The sequence below is a fragment of the Amycolatopsis roodepoortensis genome, assembly GCF_014873915.1.
GTDB lineage: Bacteria > Actinomycetota > Actinomycetes > Mycobacteriales > Pseudonocardiaceae > Amycolatopsis > Amycolatopsis roodepoortensis.
In genome coordinates this window covers 1,715,881-1,731,512 of record NZ_JADBEJ010000004.1, presented here as the reverse complement: position 1 = coordinate 1,731,512, position 15,632 = coordinate 1,715,881, and the positions used below count along the sequence as shown (strand labels likewise).

Sequence of the window (15,632 nt, the reverse complement as noted above, 5' to 3'; positions counted from 1 at the left end):
GCTGGTCTTGGAAGGCTTTCCCTGGGACGTCCTGCTCGCGGTGGCGGGGATCGGCGTCCCGGCCGTCGCGTTCCTGTGGGAGTTCGTGCTCGTCGGCCGCAAACGGCTCGGCTACCGCGTACAGATGGACACCCCGACGGCGTCCGGGCGTGGGTTCGCGCCGACCGCCGACGCGCTCGCGCAACTGCAGCACGAGAACGGGGAGCGGCTCGTCGACCCGTCGTTCGTGCTGCTGCGCATCGAGAACAACGGCACCACCGACATCGACACCGACGACTACGCGGTCAACGCGGACGACCCCGTCGGCATCCGCGTGAAGTTCCCCGGCCGCACCGTGGCCGGGATGGTGGTGACCGAGCTCAGCTCGCCGCATCTGCACGAATGTTTCGGCGACGACTCCGGTTTCGGGGCGCGCGACGAGAATCCCGCACGGCCGTCCGGCGTGATCGACCTGCCGAGGGTGCCGCTGAACCGCGGCGCGCACTACAAGATCCTCGCCGTGCTCGACCGCGTCCCCAACGGCTCGCCCGACGCCTTCGAAGATCCTCAGGTGATCGGCGAGATCAAGGGCGGCAGCCTCCGCGAGACCAAGAGCCGCACCGGGCCGACGGGTTCGGTGATGGCGCTGATCCTCTTCCTCGTCGTGGTCAGCATCTTCCAGCTGACCCGGTCGCTGTTCTTCGACGAGAAGCCGCCGCCACTGGACTGCGCGTCCGGGAAGCTCACGATCACCGGATCGACGGCCTTCGCGCCGGTGCTCAGGGAAGCGACGGCTTCGTACACGAAGACGTGCCCGGGCGCGTCGTTCGTCTTCGACAGCCGGGGCAGCGCCGAAGGGCTGGGCAGCCTGAACCAGGCGGCGAACGACGGCACGCTGGCGTTCTCCGACGGCGCCAAGGGCGAGGGCTATCCGCAGCTGCTTCCGCGCCCGGTCGCGTTCTCGCTGTTCACGCTCGTGATCAACAAGGAGGCGGGAGTCCAGGATCTTTCGCTCGCGCAGATCCGCGACGTCTACGACGGCAAGATCGCGAACTGGCGGGAGATCGGCGGCAAGGACCAGCCGGTCCGGCTCGTCGACCGGCATTCCGACTCCGGCACGCGGCGGACGTTCGAGGCCCAGATCCTGGCGGGCAAGCGGGAACCCGGCGACAACTCCGACGACTGCCTCAAGCCGGCGCCGGGTGCCCAGCCGGGAGTGGCGCGGTGCGCGAAGCCGTCCACGAACGACGTCCTCGACGCGGTGTCGCGGGTGCCGGGCGCCCTCGGCTACAGCGAACTGGGCGCGGCCACGAAACGCGAGGACGTGCTGCCGGTGCGGATCGACGGCCACCAGGCGACGCTGGAAGGCGCGATCCACGCGGCGTACCCGTTCTGGGAGACCGAGTACGCGTACACCTTCGGCGAGCCGAAGGCCGACTCGCTCGTCGCGAGCTTCCTGCGGTACCTGACGAATCAGGTCGGCAAGGACATCGTCCGGTCGCATGGGCACCGGCCGTGCGCGGAGCTGGCGAATCCGGTGCTGTGCCGTCCGGGTGTGTGAAGGCCCTTCACAGCCTGCCGGACGCTTGCGCCGGCGCTGGGGGTGTCGCGAAAGCCACTTTCGGGACATCAGGCGTCGCGAAAGTGGCTTTCGCAACGCGCCACCTTCGACCTTCCCCTCGACAACGCGCGTGAAGGCCCCCTTCCCTCGGCTCAGCCGAGGGAAGGGGGCCTTCACGCGCTAAACGGGTCAGGCAGGCGGCTTCAGCGTGACGACGGTGGCGCTGGTCTCGCCACGCGGCGTCCGGTACGTGATCTCGTCGCCCTCCTTCGCGCCGACGAGCGCGAGCCCCAGCGGGCTGTCCGAGGTCACCGTGGAGGCGTCCGCGTCCTCCCCGGGGATCGTGACGATGTGGAGCTCGTCTTCGTCGCCGTCGGCGAACCTGAGGGTGACGGTGGTGCCGTCGGGGAGCAGGCCCTTGCTGTTCCGGCCGCCGTGCTCGAGTTTCGCCGCGACGTCGGCGATGCGCCGGTCGAGGTAGGCGGCGGCCTCCGCGCGGTCCAGCACCTCCGCCTGGTCGGCCGCGTCGCCGGTTCGTTCCTGCTCACCGACGAGCGGCGCCATCGCGTCGCGCTGCGCACGCAGATCGGCGAGTTCCTTCTCCAGCTGCCGCCGCGCGGCCGGGCTGAACCCGTTGTCCCCTGAGGTCACCATGTCGCGCATTGTCCGCTACGGATCGGCGGCTAGCCACCTAGATTTTTCACCCGCTGTGATCGGCCAGGACGGTTGCCCTAAGCTTCAGGGCTCCCGTCCTGACTACTTGGTGTAAGGAACTTCGTGACCGCCGTTCCCGGCCGCAGCGCGCGGCTCTCCCCCAATCAGCTGCAGAAACAGGAGCAGATCGTCGAAGCGGCGCGTGTCGTGCTCGCCAGGGACGGGCTCGCGGGTTGCACCGTGCGCGCGATCGCGGACGCCGGACCGCTCACGAAGAGTGCGATTCATTACTACTTCGCGGATATCGACGTCCTGATCGACCGCGCGATGGCGGCGCACATCACAACGTTCATCGCCGATTTGCGCAAAATTTCGGCGAAGCACGATCACCCGTCCGAGCGGCTCTTCGCCGCGCTCGAAGCCTTCCTCGACGAGTTCTCCGGCCGTCCGAACGCGGCGTTCCTCTGGTTCGAGTACTGGATCGCCGCGGGCCGCGCGCAGCACCCTCAGGCCATCGACGTGATGCTGACGTCGATCACCGAACTGCTGGCGGAACTGCTCGCCCCGCTCGACGTCGAAGACCCGCGGGCCAGGGCGCGGGCGTTGCTGTCCTACCTGCTCGGCGCGATCGTCCAGCAGCGCGTCCGGCGGCGGCCGTTCGCCGCACTGCGTGGCGACATCGAAGCGCTCTGTTTCGCGAACTACGGCTAGAAATACGCATTAGATCCGTACCGTTACGGATTGTTCGCCCTTCCCGCTCCGGCCATGGTGAGGTTCCCCTTCCCTGCCTGAGAGCTAGGAGACGACGATGCGCATAAGACGGTGCATGGCCGTGGCGATCGCGGCCGTCGCGGCGTTCACCATCCCGGTCGCCGCGAGTCCGGCGACCGCGGACCAGCAGGCCGAGGACGCGCAGGTCCAGATCTACGAGGTCTTCGGGACCGGGACCTCGCAGCAGCGCACCCAGATCTCCCGGCTCGGGGTCGACGTCCTCGGCTCGGCGGGCGGCACGACCACGGTCATCGGCGAAGCGCGCGACGCGGCGAAGATCCGTTCGCTCGGCTACCGCGTCGAGCAGCGCGGCGTTGTCGACAGGTCCGAGAAGGTCGGCACGAACGCGATCAACGACTTCCCGCCGTCGGATTCCGGCTACCACAACTACGCCGAGGTCACGACAGTCCTGCGCAACGCCCAGTCGAACTTCGGCTCGATCGCGCGGCTGAGCAGCGTCGGCAACTCGTACCAGGGCCGGGCGCTGAACATGCTCAAGATCAGCGACAACGTCGCCACGGACGAGAACGAGCCCGAAGTCCTCTTCACCTGCAACCAGCACGCCCGCGAGCACCTCACCACCGAGATGTGCCTGCGGATCGTGAACCGGTTCACCCAGGGCTACGCCTCCGACCCGGCGATCAAACGGTTCGTCGACAGCGTCGAGATCTACGTGATCCCGAACGTCAACCCGGACGGCTCGGAGTACGACATCTCCGGCGGCAGCTACAAGTACTGGCGCAAGAACCGGCAGGGCAACGGCACCGACCCCAACCGCAACTGGGCCTACAACTGGGGCTGCTGCGGCGGTTCGTCGGGCTCGACGACCAGCGAGACCTACCGCGGCCCGTCGGCGTTCTCCGCGCCGGAGACCCGCGCGGTGTCCAACTTCGTCAACTCGCGCAAGATCGGCGGCGTCCAGCAGATCAAGGCGAGCATCGACTTCCACACCTACTCGGAGCTCGTGCTGTGGCCGTTCGGCTTCACCTACAACGACACCGCCCCCGGAATGACCGCCGCGGAAGCGCAGCGGTTCCAGACGGTGGGCCGTCAGCTGGCGGCGACCAACGGCTACACGCCGCAGCAGTCGAGCGACCTGTACATCACGGACGGGACGATCGACGACTGGATGTGGGGCACCCACAAGATCCTGAGCTTCACCTTCGAGATGTACCCGCGGGGTTCGAACCCCGGCTTCTACCCGCCCGACGAGGTGATCGTCCGCGAAACCACCCGTAACGACAAGGCCGTGGACCTCCTGCTGAACACCGCCATCGGCTGACCTCTGTAGCGCGTGAAGGCCCCCTTCCCTCGGCTCAGCCGCGTGAAGGGGGCCTTCACGCGCTAGGACGCATAGGGTGCGGGGCATGCCGATGTTCGAATTCGAGGGGCACCGTCCCCAGGTGGATCCCGAAGCGTGGATCGCCCCCACCGCCACCCTGATCGGCGACGTCGTCGTCGAAAAGGGCGCCTCCGTCTGGTACGGCGCCGTGCTGCGCGCCGACTTCGGGAAGATCCTCATCCGCGAGGGCGCCAACATCCAGGACAACTCGGTCATCCACGTCAACGGCGGCGTGACCGAGGTCGGCAAGAACGTCACCGTCGGGCACCAGTGCCTCGTGCACGACTGCACGATCGGCGAGCAGGCGCTGATCGGGAACGGCTCGACCGTGCTCGACAAGGCGCAGATCGGCGCGAAGGCGCTGGTCGCGGCCGGCGCCACGGTGACGCCAGGGATGGTCATCCCGCCGGAGACGGTCGCCATGGGCAGCCCGGCGAAGAAGCACGTCCCGCTCGACGGCACCGCCCGCGGCTGGGTCGAGCACAACGCGGCGATCTACCAGGAGCTCGCGCGCCGCCACGCGGAAAGCGTCAAGCCGATCGATTGACTCTCCAGTAACTGGAGACCATAGCTTCGGCGCATGGCACCGAAGTCGAAGAAGAAAACGCACCAGGCGACGCTCGAGTTGACCGCCGGCAACGCGCCGGTGGTCGACCTCGGGAAGACGCTCGGGCAGACCGGCGTGAACCTCGTCGAGGTCAAGAAGGCCTACGACGCGGCGACCGCCGCCCAGCGCGGCGACATCGTCCCGGTGGTCGTGTCGGTGTTCGAGGACCGCTCCTTCGAACTCCGGCTGAAGACCCCTCCGACGTCGTTCCTCATCAAGAAGGCCTTGGGCGGCAAGGGATCCAGCCGTCCAGGACACGAGGTCGCCGGGAAGCTGAGCCAGGAACAGCTGCGCGGCATCGCGGAGCGGAAACTGCCGGACCTCAACACCGGAGACCTCGGCGCGGCCATGCGCACGGTCGCGGGCACGGCCCGCTCGATGGGTGTCGCGATCGAAGAACCGTGACGCGCAAGCACGTGATCGTCCCGCCGTTCCGCGACCTCGACCCGGCCCTCGAGGTCGCGGAAAGGCTGCTGGCGCAAGGGAATCCGCGGCTCATCGAAGTCTTTTCGGCACTGCCGGACGAACACGCCGCCGCCGACCGGCTCAACCGGATCCTCGCCGGGACCGGCGCCTCGCCCCGGCTCGTCGAAGTCGCGAACGGCTGGCGTCTCGTGCAGGTGGCGTCGTGGCCGGGCTGCGGCGACCTGGTCGCGGGCGCTTCCGGGCTGGCGGAACTGGTCGCGTTCGGTGGCTGGCGGCGGCTCAAACGCTGCGCCGTCTGCGCGCGGGCGTTCTGCGATCGCACGGCCGGATGCAGCCGCCGGTGGTGCGCCGGCCATCGTCCGCACGCCGAGGCCCGCTCGAGCGGAGTGCTCTAGTCTGGTCCGCACCAGCGACTGGCGCCATTTGAGGTGGAGCACCACCGGGAAGCGACGACGAGGCCGGTACCGCGCGCCTGGGTCCGGCCGTCTCTGGCAGGAGTACGTCCGATGACACACCAGCCCGAACTTTCCGCGCTCGCCGCCGCCGACCCGCAGATCGCGGGGCTCGTGGAGGACGAGGCGAAACGCCAGCACGACAAGATCCGCCTGATCGCGTCCGAGAACTACGTCTCGCAGGCCGTTCTGGAGGCGACGGGCACCGTCCTCACCAACAAGTACTCCGAGGGCTACGCCGGCAAGCGGTACTACGAAGGCCAGCAGCTCATCGACCAGGTCGAGACCCTCGCCATCGAGCGCGCGAAGGCCGTCTTCGGCGTCGACCACGCGAACGTCCAGCCGTACTCCGGCTCCCCGGCGAACCTGGCGGTGTACCTCGCGTTCGCCCAGCCGGGCGACACCGTGCTCGGCATGGCGCTGCCGGACGGCGGCCACCTCACGCACGGCTGGAGCGTGTCCGCGACCGGCAAGTGGTTCACCCCGGTCCGCTACGGCGTCCGCAAGGAGACCGGCCGCGTCGACCTCGACCAGGTCCGCGAACTCGCGCTGAAGCACCGGCCGAAGCTGATCTTCGCCGGCGGCACCGCGATCCCGCGCACCATCGACTTCCCGGCGTTCGCGGAGATCGCCCGCGAGGTCGACGCCGTCCTGGTCGCCGACATCGCCCACATCGCCGGGCTGGTAGCCGGTGGCGCGCACCCGTCGCCGGTCGGGCACGCGCAGGTCATCACCACGACCACGCACAAGACGCTGCGTGGTCCGCGCGGCGCGATGATCCTTTCCGACGCCGACCACGCGAAGGCCGTCGACAAGGCGGTGTTCCCGGGGCTGCAGGGCGGCCCGCACAACCACACCACCGCCGCGATCGCCGTCGCGCTGGGCGAGGCGCAGAAGCCGGAGTTCTCCGAGTACGCGCACACGATCGTCGCGAACGCGCGGGCGCTGGCGGAGGCGCTGGTCGAGCGCGGTTACGACCTCGTGTCCGGCGGTACCGACAACCACCTGCTGCTGATCGACCTCACGAACAAGAACGTGCCGGGCAAGCCCGCCGCGCAGGCGCTGGACCGCGCCGGGATCGAGCTGAACTACAACACCGTGCCGTTCGACCCGCGCAAGCCGTTCGACCCGTCCGGAATCCGGCTCGGCACCTCCGCGATCACCACGCGCGGGCTCAAGCCGGAGCACCAGACGCAGGTCGCGGAGTGGATCGACCGCACGATCACCGCGGCGGCGGGTGAGGAACAGTCCGCTTTGGACACCATCGCCGCCGAGATCCGCGAGTTCCTGGCGCCGTTCCCGATCCCGGGCTACTCGGCGTAGAAGTACGTGAAGGCCCCCTTCACTGCGCCAGGCGCAATGAAGGGGGCCTTCACGTACTACGGGAGACGCGACCAGGCACTCACGAAACGCACGAAGGGCCCCTTCACCGCACGAGACGCGGTGAAGGGGCCCTTCGGCACTTAAGCGACTAGTGCGCCGCCGGACCGTCGATGGCCTCCTTGGCCAGCCGGTCGGTCTCGCGGTCGAGCGAACGCTTGATCTCGGCCTCGGCCTCGGAGCGCCCGACCCAGGTCGAACCCTCGACGCTCTTGCCCGGCTCCAGGTCCTTGTACACCTCGAAGAAGTGCTGGATCTCGAGCTTGTGGAACTCGTTCAGGTGGTGGATGTCGCGCAGGTGCTCCAGCCGCGGGTCGTTCGTCGGCACCGCGAGGACCTTGTCGTCCGGGCCCTTCTCGTCGGTCATCCGGAACATGCCGATAGCGCGGCAGCGGATCAGGCAGCCCGGGAACGTCGGCTCCTGGACGAGCACCAGCACGTCGAGCGGGTCGCCGTCCTGGCCGAGGGTGTCGTCGATGAACCCGTAGTCGGCGGGGTACTGCGTGGCGGTGAACAGCGTCCGGTCGAGTTTGATCCGACCGGTCTTGTGGTCCACCTCGTACTTGTTGCGCTCCCCCTTGGGGATTTCGATAGTGACGTCGAATTCCACGCCGGCCTCGCTGCTCTCGTCTTTGGTACGCCCCGCCGTCGCGGACGGCTCACCGAGTTCATGGTCTTGTCTTCACTAGTGTGGACCACGGGGTCCCGGGTGCTCGCATCGATGTGGTCGTATGTGAGCTTGGCCCCTTCCCCGGACGGTGGATGAAGGAGCGTTGAGTGCCGGAAAACGATGACCCGAGGTGGCCGTCGGACGACAAGGACACCTCATCCGCCGAGCCCAAAGGCGCCAAGGGGGAGGGCGAGGCCACGATCTGGCTGCCCATGTCGGGGATGGCGAACGGCAAGACCGAAGAGCTGTCAGTGCCGAAGGTCACACCCGAAAGTGGCTCCTGGTTCGAACCCGTCGTCGAGGTCGAGGAGGAACCGGACGTCCCGGAGACCCCGACCCCGAAGTGGTCCGCGTTCGAACCGGTGACGCCGGTCGAGCCGAAGGAACCCGAAGCGCCGAAGACGGTCTTCGTCCAGCCCGTCCAGCCGCGGCAAACAGACAAACCGGACTGGGATCAGTTCGATCGGGTCGCCGAGCCCCCAGAACCCGAGCCTGAACCCGAGCCGAAACCCGAGCCCCCGCGCCGCCCCGAGCAGACGCGGGTCGAGCCGCCGGCGCCCGCGCCGGTCCCGTCCGCGAGCATGCACGCCCGCCCGGTCCGCATCGAGCCCGCCGAAGAGCGCTTCGACGCCGAAGCGACCGTCGGGATCCAGCGGCCCGAGCCGCCCTCCCAGGAACCCCCGGCCGCCGAAACCGAGGCCGCGCCCGCGCCGAAGCCGAAACGCAAGCGCAAGGCCCTGCTGATCACCACCCTGGTCGTCGTCCTCCTGCTCGCCGGGATGGGCGGCGCCGCCGCGATGCCGAAGGTGTCGAACCGCCTCGGCCTGCCCTGGGCGCCGAACGCGCCGAAGGGCGAGATCCCCAAACCCGCCGGGGTCACCCGCGTCCTGCACGGGCCGGACATCAACGGCGCCGGGCCGACGAAGGCAGGTCTCGCGGCCGCGCTGGCCGGCCCCGCCGGTTCCCCGGACCTGGGCACGCTCACCGGTACCGTCGTGGACGCGGCGTCCGGGGAAGTCCTGTGGGACAAGAACTCCGGCACTCCGCTGACCCCGGCGTCGACCACGAAGATCCTCGTCGTCGCGGCCGCTCTGCTGTCGATGGACCACGGGACGCAGTTCTCGACGAAGATCGTCCAGGGCGCGGAGCCGGGCACGGTCGTCCTCGTCGCGGGCGGCGACCCGTCGCTGACCTCGCTGCCGCTGGGCACGGACTCGCCGCTGTACCCGGGCGCGGCCCACGTCGACGACCTCGTCGCCCAGGTCAAGAAGGCCGCGGGCGGCAAGATCTCCAAGGTCCAGCTGGACATCAGCCTGTTCAAGGGGCCGACGTCCGCGAAGGGCTGGGACCCGGAGGACACCGCCGCCGGGAACACCTACATGGCGCCGGTCCTCCCCGTGATGGCCGACGGCGGCCGCGCCGACCCGAAGAACGACCACTCGCCCCGCGTCGCGAATCCGGCGGCCGCGCTGACCCAGAAAATCGCGGGCAAGCTCGAAGCACAAGCCGGCGGTACGACGACGGCGCCGAAGGACGCGAAGGTGCTCGGCGAGGTCAAGTCCCAGCCGCTCGCGGAGTTCGCCAACTCGCTGATGCAGCTCTCGGACAACCTGATGGCCGACGTCCTCGCCCGCCAGCTCGCGCTCGCGAAGGGCGCCGAGGCGTCGTTCACCGGCGGCGCGACCGCGACGATGAACGTGCTCAAGGAGGCCGGGTTCGATCTCACCGGCGTCCAGATCAACGACGGCAGCGGGCTGTCCGACCAGAACAAGATCCCGGCCAAGGTGCTCAGCGAGATCCTCGCGGTCGCGGCGGCGCCGGACGGCAAGGATCCGAGGACGCCCAAACTGCGGCCCCTGCTGGCCGGCCTCCCAGTCGCGGGTGGCAGCGGGACGCTCGAGAAGCGCTACGGCGATCCGGCGTCGGCCGCGGGCCGCGGCTGGGTGCGCGGCAAGACCGGGACGCTGTCCGGCGTGAACACCCTGGCCGGTGTGGTGCTGGACACCGACGGCCGGATGCTGGTGTTCGCGCTGATGTCGTCCGGTTCGGACCAGAACAAGGGCAGGGCCGCGCTCGACGTCGTCGCGGCGACCCTGCACAAATGCGGCTGCAGGTGAGCGACCGGAACCGGAGCGTGAGGAAGTCGGGACGGAATCCGGTCTTCCAGCGGGTAGCGTCATAAGAGTGACTGAGGAAACGCCGACCAAGACACGTTCGATGGTCGACTGGTCCCTGGCCGCCTCGACGGGCGCCCTGCTGGTGCGCGGCGGTCCGGTGGTCGACCGCGAAGAGGCCGAAGAAGCCGTCGCCGATCTCCGTGACCTGACCGGCGAAGCGGAGGGGCACGTCCGCGAGCTGACCGGGCTCGGCCTCGATCTGCCGCTGCTGCCCGCCGATGTCGTCGACAGACCCGGCTGGGTCCGTTCGGCCGCCGCCGGGCTCGACGCGCTCACCGGCCGCGCGCTGCCGGAAGCCCAGGGCGGCCCGCTGGCGCCCGTGCTGGCCGGCGGCGCGGGCGTCCAGACCGGGCTGGTGCTCGCCTTCCTGGCTTCCCGCGTGCTCGGCCAGTACGACCCGTTCGGCGGGCCGGACCGCGCCGGCCGCCTGGTGCTCGTCGCGCCGAACGTGGTCGCCGCCCAGCGCGCGATGGACGTGCCGGGGCACGACTTCCGGCTGTGGGTCTGCCTGCACGAATGCACCCACCGGCTGCAGTTCACCGCGGTCACCTGGCTGCGCGACTACTTCGCCGACGAGGTCGAGCGCCTGATCGGCGGGCTCGCCGGCCGCGACGCGGACGGCCTGAGCGATCTGGTCGGCCGCCTGCCGGACACCATCAAGCAGATCGGCAAGGGCAAGGCGGGCGGCGCCGGCCTCGCCGAACTCCTGCAGTCACCCGGCGAACGAGCGGTGTTCGACCGGTTGCTCGCCCTGTCCACCCTCTTGGAGGGGCACGCCGACTTCGTGATGGACGCCGTCGGGCCGCAGGTCGTGCCGAGCGTCGAGCTGATCCGTTCGCGGTTCACCGCCCGGCGCAAGGGCGGCGGCCTGATCGACCGCGTGCTGCGCAGCCTCCTCGGCGTGGACGCGAAGCTGCGCCAGTACGAACAGGGCGCGAAGTTCACCAAGCACGTCGTCGACGCCGTCGGCATGGACGGCTTCAACGCGGTGTGGACTTCGCCGAACACGCTGCCGACCAGGGCCGAGATCACCGATCCGGCGGCCTGGGTGCGGCGACTGCACGGGTGAGCGGGCCGGATCCGGCGATCGCGGCCGTGCGGACGGCCGTGCGGGACTTCCTCGCGCCCTCAGTGGTCGCGGACGAGATCTGCGTCGCGGTCTCCGGCGGCGCGGATTCCTTGGCGCTGGCCGAAGCGGCGGCGTTCGCCGGGTCACGCGCCGGGCTGAAGGTGCGGGCGCTAGTCGTCGACCACGGCCTCCAGGAGGGTTCCGCCGAAACCGCCGCCCGAGCCGCGAACACGGCGCGGGAACTGGGCGCCGACACGGCCGAAGTCCTGAAGGTGCGCGTCGAGGGCGCGGGCGGACCGGAAGCGGCGGCCCGCCGGGCCCGTTACGGCGCCTTGCGTTCGGCACTGCCCGATGGACGCGGCGTCGTCCTGCTCGGCCACACCCTCGACGACCAGGCCGAAACCGTCCTGCTCGGCCTCGGCCGGGGTTCCGGGCCGCGTTCGCTGGCCGGGATGCGCCCGCACGATCCGCCCTGGGGACGGCCGCTGCTCGGCGTCACCCGCGCGACCACGCGGCAGGCGTGCCGGGCGCTCGGCGTCGACCCCTGGCAGGACCCGCACAACGAAGACCCGCGCTTCACCCGTGTCCGGTTACGGACCGAAGTACTGCCCCTTCTGGAGGATGTGCTGTCCGGCGGTGTCGCGGCGTCGCTCGCCCGCACGGCGGCGCAACTGCGCGAGGACACCGAGGCGTTGGACACACTCGCGGACGAGGTCCACCTGCGCGCCTTCACCGGCGAAGGGCTCGACGTCGCGGTGCTCGCCACCGAACCGCCCGCGCTGCGGCGACGCGTCCTCCGCAGGTGGCTGCTGGACTCCGGCGTCCGCGAACTCACCGACGCCCACCTGCGTTCGGTCGACGCGCTGGTGGGGAACTGGCGGGGTCAGGGCGGGGTCTGGCTACCCGGCGACTTGGTGGCCGCGCGGGCGCATGGCAGGCTCTCCCTCGAAGCACCCCAGTCCACCACCTAGAGGGGATCGTCCCGTGTACGAAGGCGAGATCGCCTCCGTGCTCGTCACCGAGCAGCAGATCAACGACAAGATCGCCGAACTGGCGGCCAAGGTCGCAGCGGACTATCCGGCCGACGGCCCCGGCTCCGGGCAGGGAGACCTCCTGCTCGTCGGCGTGCTCAAGGGCGCGGTGATGTTCATGACCGACTTCGCCAGGGCGCTCCCCCTTCCCTCCCAGCTCGAGTTCATGGCGGTCTCCTCCTACGGCTCGGCGACGTCGTCGTCCGGCGTGGTGCGGATCCTCAAGGACCTCGACCGCGACATCGCCGGCCGCGACGTGCTCATCGTCGAGGACATCGTCGACTCCGGGCTGACCCTGTCCTGGCTGCTGAAGAACCTCGCGAGCCGGAACCCCGCTTCGCTCGAGGTCGTCTCGCTCCTGCGCAAGCCGGAGGCGGTCAAGGTCGACGTACCGGTCAAGTACATCGGGTTCGACATTCCCAACGAATTCGTAGTCGGGTACGGCCTGGACTACGCGGAGCGTTACCGGGACCTGCCCTACATCGGAACTTTGGATCCCCACGTCTACACCTCCTGAGAACCGCTTGCCCGGGTGTGCGGGAATACGGAACCCTGAGCACGGAGAACGCGTCATAGGCTGCGATCGAGTGCGTTAACCTATGCGAAGACCTTTGCCACGCAGCCGTCGTGGCCTGGCCCGGGGGAAACGGAGAGAGCTCAGATGGGGAACAGCTTGGCGGACGCGAACGCGTTCAAGAACGCCGCGGCCCAGGGTCAGGTCGGGATCGACCCTGACGCGGCCCAGACCGTCCTGAACAAGATCCGCACCGGCAAGGACGCCATCGAGGCCCTCCTGCAGCGGGCCGGCGACCTCGGGCAGGCGCCGAAGCTGGGCAACAACCCGGTCGGCAACGCGATCGCCGCGAAGGTGGCGAACCGTGCCGACGGCGGCGGCGACTCGTACGCGGCCGCGCTCCAGAACCTTTTCCAGCAGTACGAGGCCGCCGAGTCCGGCATCGTGACCGCGATGGCCCGCTACCACGAGATCGACCAGGCCGCGGCCGAGCCGTTCCGTAACGTCTGAGGGGGAGTCAGAAAGCCATGCCACCGAAGCACAGCGCCGACTCTTACGGCGAGAGCAACACCAGCGGCACCCCGGTGCAGCTCGGCGACAATTCGGATGCCGCGAACATCGTGTCGTCCGCGCGCGGCCGTTCCGACGGGTTCGACATCGGCGCCGACCGCGCCATCACCAACCCGCCGAACTGGGAGAGCGCGCCGAGCAGCCAGGACCTGTGGAACCAGGCCAACATCGGCAACGACCCCAGCACGGCGACCGCGATCAGCCAGTCGTGGGGCTCGCACGGCGCCAAGCTGAGCCAGGCGTCGAACGACCTCTACAACGCGATCTCCGAACTGGGCGCCGCCTGGATCGGGCAGGGCGCCGCGGCCGCGCAGGGTTCGCTGGTCGCCATCGCGAACTCGGGTTCGCAGGCCTCCGAGGCCGCGCACACGATGTCGGACAGGCTGCAGAAGCAGGCCGACGCCGCCACCAAGGTCAAGCTCATGCCGAAGCCGACCGACTACAGCCCCGAGAAGGCCATGGGCCAGGCGCTGGCGGCGGGCCCGATCGGCATGATCACCGACCAGAAGCCCCTCGCCGACCAGGACAAGGAAGTGCGGGCGGAGCAGGCCAGGTTCCTCGAGGCCTACACCAAGGAGATGAGCGAGGTCGACAGCTCGACCCCGAGCTTCGGCCCCGAATCCCTCGGCATGAAGCCGACCGCGACGCACAACAGCGCCGGGTTCAGCGGCGTCGGCAACATCGGCGGCGCGGGCCTCAACTCCGGCGCCGTCTCCGGCACCCCCGTCTTCGCCGGCACGCACGGCTACGGCGCGCAGGGCAGCGGCGCGGCTCCGGTCCACGTCGGTCCGGACTCGGGCGTGTTCTCGCAGGCCGGCTACAGCCCCGCCGCGAGCCCGGCCGCCGGTGTCGCGCCGGGTGCGGGCGTCGCGTCCGGCGCCGGTGCCCCGATGACCCCGCACGCTCCGGCGAGCGGCGGCAACGGGCTCGGCCAGGCCCTCACCGCGGCCGCGCTCGGTGGCGGCCTCGGCTACGCGGGCGCCAAGGCGCTCGGCCAGGGCAACAAGTCCGGCGCCAAGGACACCGACAGCACCGACGCCGCCGCGACCGAGAAGGGCGGGCCCGCGCAGAGCGCCGCGTCCCAGGCCGTTCCGCAGCAGGGCATCGTGTCCTCCAGCGGCACCATCGGAGGCGCCACGCCGCCGATGCACGGTATGGGCGGAGGCATGGGCATGGGCGCTCACGGCGCGCAGGCCGAGCAGGAAGAGGAGCACACGCACGCGTCGTTCCTCATCGAGCCGGACCCGGACGACGCCTTCGGCGCCAACGAGGCGACCCCGCCGCCGGTCATCGGCGCGTGGACCGAGGACGACGAACGCTAGAGCGGTTTCCCACCGGGCGCGCGGCCGATCCGGCCGCGCGCCCGCTGACTTGTGCGAGAGCCTGTCGGCGGAGCCGAAGTCGGATGCCGAAGGGCGACCACACGTGAACCCGCCCGGCCGAAGGCCCCGCTATCGCGGTGGCAGGACACCCTGTACGCGGTCGCGAGACAGCTGACCAAGCAGTGTCCTGCCGACGCCGATCGCGGACGCGGGTTCACCAACAGACACTAGGGGCGGATGATGGCGAACGGTGACCTGCTCACCCCGGTCGAGCTGGACTTCCTGTGGGAGAGCGCGAACGCCGGTGAGCTGCCGTACCCGCTGCGGCTCCGCTCGCACGGGGCGACGATGGACGAGCGCGGCGCTCTGCGGACGCAGACGCTCCAGTCGCTGAACCAGCGCCGTCTCGCCGACGAGCGCGGACGCCCCGAGCCGCATATCGAGGACTACTTCGGCGTCCTCGCGAGGCCGGACCTGAGCCTGGACTGCGTCCAGCTCAACAATCCCAACACCGAACCGCTGCTCGCGGTCGCGTCGGTGCTCGGCGGCCAGGGCCTGCTGACGGTGCAGGACCCGCGCGGTTTCCACTTCCACCCGATCGCCCCGGACGGCCTCGCGAGCGCGATCGTCTCCCTCCTGCCACCGGGTTCGCGGGGCACGGAGAAGTCGATCACCCTCCCGCTGGACGGGCTCGTCGGCGCCTCGGGCGCGGACTTCCTCCAGCGCCGTCAGCCGCAGGTCGACGGCTCGGCGACGTCCGACGAGGACCGCAAGGCCCTGTCGAGGCTTCAGGCGCAGCCGCGGCTTCGCGGTGGCCAGTTCGGCGCCAACGCGCGCAGCAAACACGGCACGCGGAGCCGGTCTTCGGTGCTGAGCTGGTTCGACACGCAGTCCGGCCGGTACTTCACCCAGGCCACCCGCGGTTCCGACGGGCGGGACTGGATCACCGTCGCCCCCGCGGACCCGGCGACGCTGCGGCAGCGGCTCACGGAGCTGCTGGGGAAGATCGCTTCCGACGCCTCCCTCGCGCACTGAGCCGAAAGAGTCCTCCGCCGCTCGCCCCCGGTCCGTGTCGCGAAAGCCACTTTCGGGACATCAGGCGTCGCG

At 70.0% G+C, this 15,632-nt stretch carries 16 protein-coding genes; 14 read left to right on the top strand and 2 right to left on the bottom strand.

What is annotated here, in order from left to right; translation table 11 throughout:
- Positions 1-7: 7 nt before the first annotated feature.
- Positions 8-1,540: a PstS family phosphate ABC transporter substrate-binding protein gene (locus H4W30_RS18915; protein WP_192743970.1), complete on the top strand. Its 1,533-nt coding sequence runs from the start codon at positions 8-10 to the stop codon at positions 1,538-1,540.
- Between the two features lie 189 nt (positions 1,541-1,729).
- On the opposite strand, the gene H4W30_RS18910 is transcribed toward H4W30_RS18915, so the two are convergent.
- Positions 1,730-2,194, bottom strand: a complete 465-nt coding sequence (locus H4W30_RS18910; RefSeq protein ID WP_034310019.1) for a GreA/GreB family elongation factor — start codon at positions 2,192-2,194, stop codon at positions 1,730-1,732.
- Between the two features lie 123 nt (positions 2,195-2,317).
- Between H4W30_RS18910 and H4W30_RS18905 the strand changes: the two genes are divergently transcribed.
- The 6 genes from H4W30_RS18905 (at position 2,318) to H4W30_RS18880 (ending at position 7,115) form a co-directional block, all read left to right on the top strand.
- A complete protein-coding gene (locus tag H4W30_RS18905) occupies positions 2,318-2,905 on the top strand; it encodes a TetR/AcrR family transcriptional regulator (protein ID WP_192743969.1) in 588 nt (195 codons plus the stop codon).
- Between the two features lie 115 nt (positions 2,906-3,020).
- A complete protein-coding gene (locus H4W30_RS18900; RefSeq protein WP_192744158.1) occupies positions 3,021-4,247 on the top strand; it encodes a M14 family metallopeptidase in 1,227 nt (408 codons plus the stop codon).
- 85 nt (positions 4,248-4,332) lie between these two features.
- Positions 4,333-4,854: a gamma carbonic anhydrase family protein gene (locus tag H4W30_RS18895; protein WP_126730126.1), complete on the top strand. Its 522-nt coding sequence runs from the start codon at positions 4,333-4,335 to the stop codon at positions 4,852-4,854.
- 33 nt (positions 4,855-4,887) lie between these two features.
- A complete protein-coding gene (locus H4W30_RS18890; RefSeq protein ID WP_192743968.1) occupies positions 4,888-5,319 on the top strand; it encodes an uL11 family ribosomal protein in 432 nt (143 codons plus the stop codon).
- Positions 5,316-5,735, top strand: coding sequence for a CGNR zinc finger domain-containing protein (locus H4W30_RS18885; protein WP_192743967.1), 420 nt, complete (start codon positions 5,316-5,318; stop codon positions 5,733-5,735). The genes H4W30_RS18890 and H4W30_RS18885 overlap by 4 nt, the downstream gene beginning before the upstream one ends.
- Positions 5,736-5,846: 111 nt before the next feature.
- A complete protein-coding gene (locus tag H4W30_RS18880) occupies positions 5,847-7,115 on the top strand; it encodes a serine hydroxymethyltransferase (protein WP_192743966.1) in 1,269 nt (422 codons plus the stop codon).
- 148 nt (positions 7,116-7,263) lie between these two features.
- Here the strand turns inward: H4W30_RS18880 and H4W30_RS18875 are convergent, their stop codons facing one another.
- Positions 7,264-7,782 carry an inorganic diphosphatase gene (locus tag H4W30_RS18875; protein ID WP_016337787.1) on the bottom strand — a complete coding sequence of 173 codons (519 nt, stop codon included), beginning with the start codon at positions 7,780-7,782 and terminating at the stop codon, positions 7,264-7,266.
- A gap of 167 nt (positions 7,783-7,949) precedes the next feature.
- Here H4W30_RS18875 and dacB point away from each other — a divergent pair, with 167 nt between their 5' ends.
- The 7 genes from dacB (at position 7,950) to H4W30_RS18840 (ending at position 15,560) form a co-directional block, all read left to right on the top strand.
- Positions 7,950-9,959, top strand: coding sequence for a D-alanyl-D-alanine carboxypeptidase/D-alanyl-D-alanine endopeptidase (dacB, locus tag H4W30_RS18870; protein WP_192743965.1), 2,010 nt, complete (start codon positions 7,950-7,952; stop codon positions 9,957-9,959).
- A 100-nt stretch (positions 9,960-10,059) separates the two neighbouring features.
- Entirely contained in the window at positions 10,060-11,088 is a 1,029-nt protein-coding gene (locus H4W30_RS18865; RefSeq protein WP_192744157.1) for a zinc-dependent metalloprotease, read from the top strand.
- A complete protein-coding gene (gene tilS, locus H4W30_RS18860; protein ID WP_192743964.1) occupies positions 11,085-12,059 on the top strand; it encodes a tRNA lysidine(34) synthetase TilS in 975 nt (324 codons plus the stop codon). The genes H4W30_RS18865 and tilS overlap by 4 nt, the downstream gene beginning before the upstream one ends.
- A gap of 13 nt (positions 12,060-12,072) precedes the next feature.
- Positions 12,073-12,636 (top strand): hypoxanthine phosphoribosyltransferase, encoded by a 564-nt coding sequence (gene hpt, locus H4W30_RS18855; RefSeq protein ID WP_093933323.1) that lies wholly within the window; start codon positions 12,073-12,075, stop codon positions 12,634-12,636.
- A gap of 144 nt (positions 12,637-12,780) precedes the next feature.
- Positions 12,781-13,143, top strand: a complete 363-nt coding sequence (locus H4W30_RS18850; protein ID WP_125683481.1) for a hypothetical protein — start codon at positions 12,781-12,783, stop codon at positions 13,141-13,143.
- 17 nt (positions 13,144-13,160) lie between these two features.
- Complete coding sequence (locus H4W30_RS18845; protein ID WP_192743963.1) at positions 13,161-14,525, top strand: WXG100 family type VII secretion target; 1,365 nt, start codon at positions 13,161-13,163, stop codon at positions 14,523-14,525.
- 240 nt (positions 14,526-14,765) lie between these two features.
- A complete protein-coding gene (locus H4W30_RS18840; RefSeq protein WP_192744156.1) occupies positions 14,766-15,560 on the top strand; it encodes an ESX secretion-associated protein EspG in 795 nt (264 codons plus the stop codon).
- Positions 15,561-15,632 lie beyond the last annotated feature (72 nt).